The following is a 6,635-nucleotide window of genomic DNA, read 5'->3' on the forward strand; positions in this document are numbered from 1 at the left end:
GTCCGCCGCGCCGCCGCCGCGCTCGGCCTCGCGGTCCAGGTACGCGGATGCCGCGCCGTGCGCGGTCGCCATCCGCCGGCGGAGCGCGGTGGGGGAGAGGTTGCGCGAGATGCGGTTCTCCTTCGCGGAGGAGGTGCCGGTCGGGAGCACGTGCAGTCGCGTCCCCTCGGCGAGGGCCGCGGTGTCGCGCGCGAAGCGATGCCTGCGGGAGATCTCGAACGCGACGCGGGCGTTGTCGAGCTGGTTCCGTGGCGGGGTCAGCGCGTGTTCGATCCGGCCCACCTGCATCACGTAGATGTCCGTCGCCCCGGCATCGGCGGCCTGGCCGACCGGGATCGAGTTCACGATGCCACCGTCGACGAAGTGCTCGTCGCCGATCCGCACCGCCGGGAACAGGCCGGGCAGCGCCGCGGAGGCCAGCACCGCCGGCACCAGCGGACCGGAGGCGAACCAGTGCTCGGCCGCGCGTTCGACGCTCGCCGCGCAGCAGCGGAACTCCACGTCGAGGTCCTCGAACTCGGTGGCGCCGGCGAGCCCGTGCGTGAGCATCCGGCGGAGCGGCTCGGACGACATCACGTGCGCCCGCCCGAACCGCAGGCCGACGCCGGTCGTGATCGCACGCGCCTCCCTCGACGTCCAGGCGTGCTCGAGCCGTTCGAGGCTCCGGTCGACGTCGGCGGCGATGATCGCCCCGTTGATCGCGCCGATCGACGTGCCGACGACGAGGTCGGGGCGGATGCCGCGTTCGAGCACCGCCCGGAGCATGCCGACCTGCACGGCGCCGAGCACCCCGCCGCCCCCGAGGACGAACGCGACCTTGCCGGAGTCCATGGCGCCATTCTGGCACCAGCCGTGCACGGCTGGACTTCGCACCCGCGAGGTGGCAGCATCGCGCTCGTGAGCGCTCGACCCACCGGCCCGGACGTGCTGCGAGACCTCGCGGTGCTGCGCCGTGTTCGCGACCGCATCGATCGCGAGTACGCGAAGCCGCTGGACGTGGAGGCGCTGGCACGCGGCGCGAACATGTCCTCGGGTCACCTGAGCCGTCGGTTCAGGGCGGCGTTCGGCGAGACGCCCTACTCGTACGTGATGACGCGTCGCATCGAACGGGCGATGGCCCTGCTGCGTCGCGGCGACCTCTCCGTGACGGAGGTGTGCTTCGAGGTGGGCTGCTCGTCGCTCGGCACCTTCAGCACGCGGTTCACCGAGCTCGTCGGCGTGCCGCCGAGCGTCTATCGGGAGCGGTACGCGGGAGCGACCCTCGGCATGATCCCGTGCGTGGCGAAGCAGGTGACGAAGCCGGTCAGGAATCGAGAAGCCGCCGTCGGCGGCCGTCGATAGCGTGACCTCCATGAGCCTCACCATCCACTCCAGCTTCCTCCCGCACATCGACCCGGAGGCCTCGCTCGCCTTCTACCGCGACGTGCTCGGCTTCGAGGTGCGCAACGACGTCGGCTACGAGGGCATGCGATGGATCACCGTCGGCCCCGCCGGCCAGCCCGACACCGCGATCGTGCTCCACCCGCCGGGTGTCGGACCGGGCATGACCGACGACGACCGGAACGCGCTGCTCGAGATCATCGCGAAGGGCAGCTACTTCGGCGTGAACCTCGCGTCGACCGACCTCGACGCGACGTTCGCCGCGCTGGAGGCCGCCGGCGCCGAGGTCGTGCAGGAACCCGTCGACCAGCCGTACGGGCTGCGCGACTGCGCCTTCCGCGACCCGGCGGGCAACATGATCCGGATCCAGCAGGTCGGCTGACACGCCGCCGCACCCCGACGCGTCCGGCGTCGGGGACCCCGCGGTGCTTTGATCGGAACGACCGTCATGGAGGAACGATGACCACGACCCCGAACGTCGCCCGCGCGGCATCCGCCCTGCCCGCCGCGGACGCCCACGACCGGATCCGGGTGCAGGGCGCCCGCGAGAACAACCTGAAGGATGTCTCGGTCGAGCTGCCGAAACGCCGACTGACGGTGTTCACGGGCGTCTCCGGCTCCGGCAAGAGCTCGCTCGTGTTCGACACGATCGCCGCCGAGTCGCGTCGGCTCATCGACGAGACGTACAGCGCGTTCGTGCAGGGCTTCATGCCGTCGGTCCCGCGCCCCGACGTCGACGTGCTCGAGGGCCTGACGACCGCGATCATCGTGGACCAGGAGCGGCTCGGCGCCAACCCGCGCTCGACCGTGGGCACCGTCACGGATGCGAACGCGATGCTGCGGATCCTGTTCAGCCGTCTCGGCGAACCGCACATCGGCGGGCCGACCGCGTTCTCGTTCAACATCCCGACGCAGAAGGCGAGCGGGGTCATGACCTCGGCGACGGGCGACAAGACCGTCGTGCGCGACGTCGTGTACCTCGGCGGCATGTGCCCGCGCTGCGAGGGGCGCGGCTCCGTCTCCGACCTCGACCTCTCGCAGGTGATCGATGAGAGTCGGTCGCTGAACGAGGGTGCGATCACGGTGCCGGGCTACACCGCCGACGGCTGGATGGTCCGGGGGTTCGCGGAATCGGGGTTCTACGACCCCGACACGCCGATCTCCGAGTTCACGGAGGAGGAACGGCATGCGCTGCTCTTCAGCGAGCCGAGGAAGGTGCGGATCCAGAACATCAACATGACCTACGAGGGGCTGATCCCCAAGATCACGAAGTCGATGCTCTCGAAGGACCTCGACGCCCTCCAGCCCCACATCCGTGCGTTCGTCGAGCGCGTGGCGACCTTCGCCGCCTGCCCGGAGTGCGACGGCACGCGCCTGACCGAGGCCGCGCGATCGTCGCGGATCGACGGCGTGAGCATCGCCGATGCGTGCCGCATGCAGGTGACCGACCTCGCGGCATGGGTCCGCGGACTCGACCGACCCGATGCCGGTCCGCTGCTCGACGCCCTCGGGGCGAACCTCGACGCCTTCGTCACGCTGGGTCTCGGCTACCTGAGCCTCGAACGGCCCTCGGGCACGCTCTCGGGCGGCGAGGCACAGCGCATCAAGATGCTGCGGCACCTCGGGTCGTCGCTGACGGATGTCACCTACGTCTTCGACGAGCCCACGATCGGCCTGCACCCGCACGACATCCAGCGCATGAACACCCTGCTCCTGCAGTTGCGAGACAAGGGCAACACCGTGCTCGTCGTCGAGCACAAGCCCGAGACCATCGCCATCGCCGACCACGTCGTCGACCTGGGCCCGGGGGCAGGGGTCGACGGCGGCGAGATCGGCTTCGAGGGCACGGTCGAGGGCCTGAAGGCGAGCGGGACCGCCACGGGCCGGCACCTCGACGATCGCGCGCGGATCAAGCCCGACGTTCGCACGCCGACCGGCGCCATCGAGGTGCGCGGCGCCGACGAGAACAACCTCGAGAGCGTGGATGTCGACATCCCGACAGGGGTGCTCACGGTCGTGACCGGGGTCGCCGGCTCGGGCAAGAGCTCGCTCATCCACGGGTCCGTCTCCCCGCGCGACGGAATCGTCTCGATCGACCAGGGCGCCATCAAGGGGTCGCGTCGCAGCAGCCCGGCGACGTACACCGGCCTGCTCGAGCCGATCCGCAAGGCGTTCGCGAAGGCCAACGGAGTGAAGCCGGCGTTCTTCAGCGCGAACTCCGAAGGCGCGTGCCCGACGTGCAAGGGGGCCGGCGTCATCATCACCGAACTCGGGTTCATGGACACGATCGAGACGCCGTGCGAGGACTGCGGCGGCAATCGCTTCCAAGCGGGCGTGCTGCAGTACACGCTCGGCGGCCTGGACATCACCGAGGTGCTCGACCTTCCGGTCGCGAGGGCGCGCGAGTTCTTCTCGTCGGGGGAGGCGAGGATCCCGGCCGCTGCGGCGATCCTGGGTCGCCTCGAGGACGTCGGACTCGGCTACCTCAGCCTCGGACAGCCGCTGTCGACGCTGTCCGGCGGCGAGCGGCAGCGCGTGAAGCTCGCGATCGCGATGGGGGAGACGGGCGACGTGTACGTCCTCGACGAGCCGACGACCGGCCTCCACCTGGCGGACGTCGACAACCTGCTGCGATTGCTCGACCGGTTGGTCGACTCCGGCAAGACCGTCATCGTCATCGAGCACCACCAGGCGGTCATGGCGCACGCGGACTGGATCATCGACCTCGGCCCGGGCGCCGGTCACGACGGCGGTCGCGTGGTCTTCGAGGGCACCCCTGCCGAACTCGTCGCGAGTCGCGCGACACTCACGGGGGAGCACCTTGCCGACTATGTCGGCGCCTGATACCCCACGGGGTACACGAAGGGAACGGGGGACAGGGATGTGCCTGCATTCGGCCTACGAGTCCGGGGGAGCGATCTCCTCGCGCGATCTCGCACCCGTGCCTGCGCGGACGCCGACGGGCGTCCGCACGCGGGATTCCATCGCGATTCCGGTGGTCGGAGTCGCATCGAACGACACGAAGGGAGCCGATGATGGCTGAGACGAAGCGCACGCCCGCACGCGACGAGGATCCGGGCGGGTTCACCGACGAGGAGCGCGCCGCGATGAAGGAGCGTGCCAAGGAGGTGCGCCGCGGCAAGAAGAAGGACGGCGCCGCCGACCTGCTCGAGAAGATCGCCGAGTTGGAGGGCGCCGACCGTGCGATGGCGGAACGGCTGCACGAGCTCATCACCGAGCATGCTCCCGAGCTCGCACCGCGCACCTACTACGGAATGCCCGCCTGGGCGAAGGACGGCAAGGTGCTGTGCTTCTTCCAGCCGGCCCTGAAGTTCAAGACGCGCTACGCGACGTTCGGCTTCAACGACAACGCGCTGCTCGACGACGGCGAGCTGTGGCCGACGTCGTATGCGCTGGTGGAGCTGACGGCTGCGGGTGAACGGCGCATCGTCGAACTCGTGACGAAGGCGATCGGCTGAGCCGATCGCGCCGAGGAGCACGGCTCCGACCGAGCGAACCGCGACTCCGTACTGTGCGCCGATAATGCACATTATGTCGGACTTGCAGATCCGATCCACCCGGTGGTGCCCGGCCTCGACTCCCCTGGCGCTGTCGTGCGTTCGATCCGTCCGCGCTGATCGCGTGAACGTCACATGCGCATCGGCGACGACGCTGAGCGATCACGCTCCTGACGAATCGTCATCACCCGCGAGCTGGATGCGCTGTTCGAACCACCCGGGTGCCCACGGGTCGAACGCATCGTGAACTGACTTCACGATGCGTTCGATTCATCGTGTGGTTGCGAGCAGCCGATCGTGTCACACGGGACGGGCGGTCGCTGGGCGACGACCGCTCCCCCAGTGACTGGGCCGAACGATCAGGTGCGCTCGTTGCGCCTGAGCTTCTCGACCCGTTCGTCGCTCGCCGGCATGCCGAATTCGTTGAGCGGTCCGCTCATCGCCGGCTCCGGCAGTCGGACATCGGTCGGGCATTCGAGCAGGACATTCGGCGTCGATTCGTCGATGTGGTGCTCGAACATCGGGTGTCCGCAGAGCGGACACGGCTTCTCCCCCGACTGACTGCGGTCGTCGGGCTCTTCCGGGGCCATCCGCGGCGATTCGAACGCAGGGGTCATGACCCGATCCACCCGGTCGAAGAACCGGGTGAACGCGTTCCCATCGCCGTGGCCCGCCTCTTCGCGTGCCATGGCGCCGATGGTACTCCCGCTCTTGCGCTCGGTGCGAGGGGAATATGGAGAGCGCGACTATCCGATGGGTGCCGTGGCACCCCTCCGGTGGGATCGCAGGCGGTTCCGGGCACATGGAGGCGGCCCAGGATCAGCCGGAGTTCAGTGCTCGCCGAATCCGCTCGACGCGAGTTCGGCGAGTGCCTCCACGGCTCCAGCGCCGGCGGGGTCATCGGTCGCGATCTCGACCTCGTCGCCTTTCACGAGCCCCAGGGCCATGATCGCGAGCAGGCTCTTGGCGTCGATCCCGTTCACGGTGACGCGCTGCGGGAACATGCTGGCGAGCTTCACGAGTTCGGCAGCAGGGCGCGCATGCAGCCCGTCCGAGTTCGTGAGGGTGATCCGCTTGCTGATGCGCTCGCGTGACCCCGTGTCGGTCGGGACCGCGTCCGATTCCGGCTTGGCCGCCTCCCGGTCGGTCGCAGCCCCTCCGCCGGCCGATTCCGCCGCCTGCACGACCGTCTCCAGCCGGTCGCCCGACTCGGCGGCGACGGATGCCGCGACCGCTCCCTCCACGAGCGGTGCGTCCGCGATGCGGACCCGCTCCCGCACGTCGTCGTCGAGGAAGTCCATCGCGGTCTCGGCCGTGAGGATCGCCGAGCCGAGGTCGCAGAGGACGACGACGCCGGCGCCGGCATCCGCCGCGCCGATCGCCGTCGTCACGCGATCGAAGCTCGTCCCGATCCGGCCGTCGTCGGTTCCTCCGGCCGGTTCGATGCGAACGTTCGGGGCCATCTGGTGTGCGAGTTCGACCACCCCCGCGGCCAGCTGCTCGGAGTGCGAGACGACGACGATCCCGATGCGTTCCCCATCCGCCATCTCAGGCACTGGTCCCGTTCGACGCGGCTGCGGCCGCCGCCTCGAGGAGGTACGCCGTCGATTGCGCGCCGGGGTCGCGATGACCGGCCGAGCGTTCGCCCAGGTAGCTGGCCCGACCCTTGCGCGCGACCAGCGGTTCGGTCGCGACGGCGCCCGACGCCGCGGCATCCGCCGCGGCCCGAAGCGTCGC

Annotated in this window: 8 protein-coding genes; 4 read left to right on the forward strand and 4 right to left on the reverse strand. The window is 69.9% G+C overall.

What is annotated here, in order from left to right; translation table 11 throughout:
• Positions 1-831 (reverse strand): patatin-like phospholipase family protein (locus ESO86_RS09345; RefSeq protein WP_129234653.1); only part of this gene is annotated, 831 nt, incomplete at its 3' end.
• A gap of 66 nt (positions 832-897) precedes the next feature.
• On the opposite strand from ESO86_RS09345, the gene ESO86_RS09350 reads away from it, so the two are divergent.
• From ESO86_RS09350 to ESO86_RS09365, 4 genes are all read left to right on the forward strand, one after another.
• Positions 898-1,341 carry a helix-turn-helix transcriptional regulator gene (locus ESO86_RS09350; protein ID WP_129234654.1) on the forward strand — a complete coding sequence of 148 codons (444 nt, stop codon included), beginning with the start codon at positions 898-900 and terminating at the stop codon, positions 1,339-1,341.
• A gap of 10 nt (positions 1,342-1,351) precedes the next feature.
• Positions 1,352-1,762 carry a VOC family protein gene (locus tag ESO86_RS09355; protein ID WP_129234655.1) on the forward strand — a complete coding sequence of 137 codons (411 nt, stop codon included), beginning with the start codon at positions 1,352-1,354 and terminating at the stop codon, positions 1,760-1,762.
• A gap of 77 nt (positions 1,763-1,839) precedes the next feature.
• The gene (locus tag ESO86_RS09360) at positions 1,840-4,224 is read left to right on the forward strand and encodes an ATP-binding cassette domain-containing protein (RefSeq protein WP_129234656.1); all 2,385 of its coding nucleotides are present in this window, start codon (positions 1,840-1,842) and stop codon (positions 4,222-4,224) included.
• A 191-nt stretch (positions 4,225-4,415) separates the two neighbouring features.
• Positions 4,416-4,859 (forward strand): iron chaperone, encoded by a 444-nt coding sequence (locus tag ESO86_RS09365; protein ID WP_129234657.1) that lies wholly within the window; start codon positions 4,416-4,418, stop codon positions 4,857-4,859.
• Between the two features lie 398 nt (positions 4,860-5,257).
• On the opposite strand, the gene ESO86_RS09370 is transcribed toward ESO86_RS09365, so the two are convergent.
• The 3 genes from ESO86_RS09370 to ESO86_RS09380 form a co-directional block, all read right to left on the reverse strand.
• Positions 5,258-5,587, reverse strand: a complete 330-nt coding sequence (locus tag ESO86_RS09370; protein ID WP_129234658.1) for a hypothetical protein — start codon at positions 5,585-5,587, stop codon at positions 5,258-5,260.
• A gap of 141 nt (positions 5,588-5,728) precedes the next feature.
• Entirely contained in the window at positions 5,729-6,445 is a 717-nt protein-coding gene (gene dhaM, locus ESO86_RS09375) for a dihydroxyacetone kinase phosphoryl donor subunit DhaM (RefSeq protein WP_129234659.1), read from the reverse strand.
• Position 6,446: 1 nt separating this feature from the next.
• Positions 6,447-6,635: DAK2 domain-containing protein (locus ESO86_RS09380; protein ID WP_129234660.1), on the reverse strand; the 189-nt coding region annotated here is incomplete at its 5' end.

This window comes from Agromyces binzhouensis (assembly GCF_004135055.1).
Classification (GTDB): Bacteria; Actinomycetota; Actinomycetes; order Actinomycetales; family Microbacteriaceae; genus Agromyces; species Agromyces binzhouensis.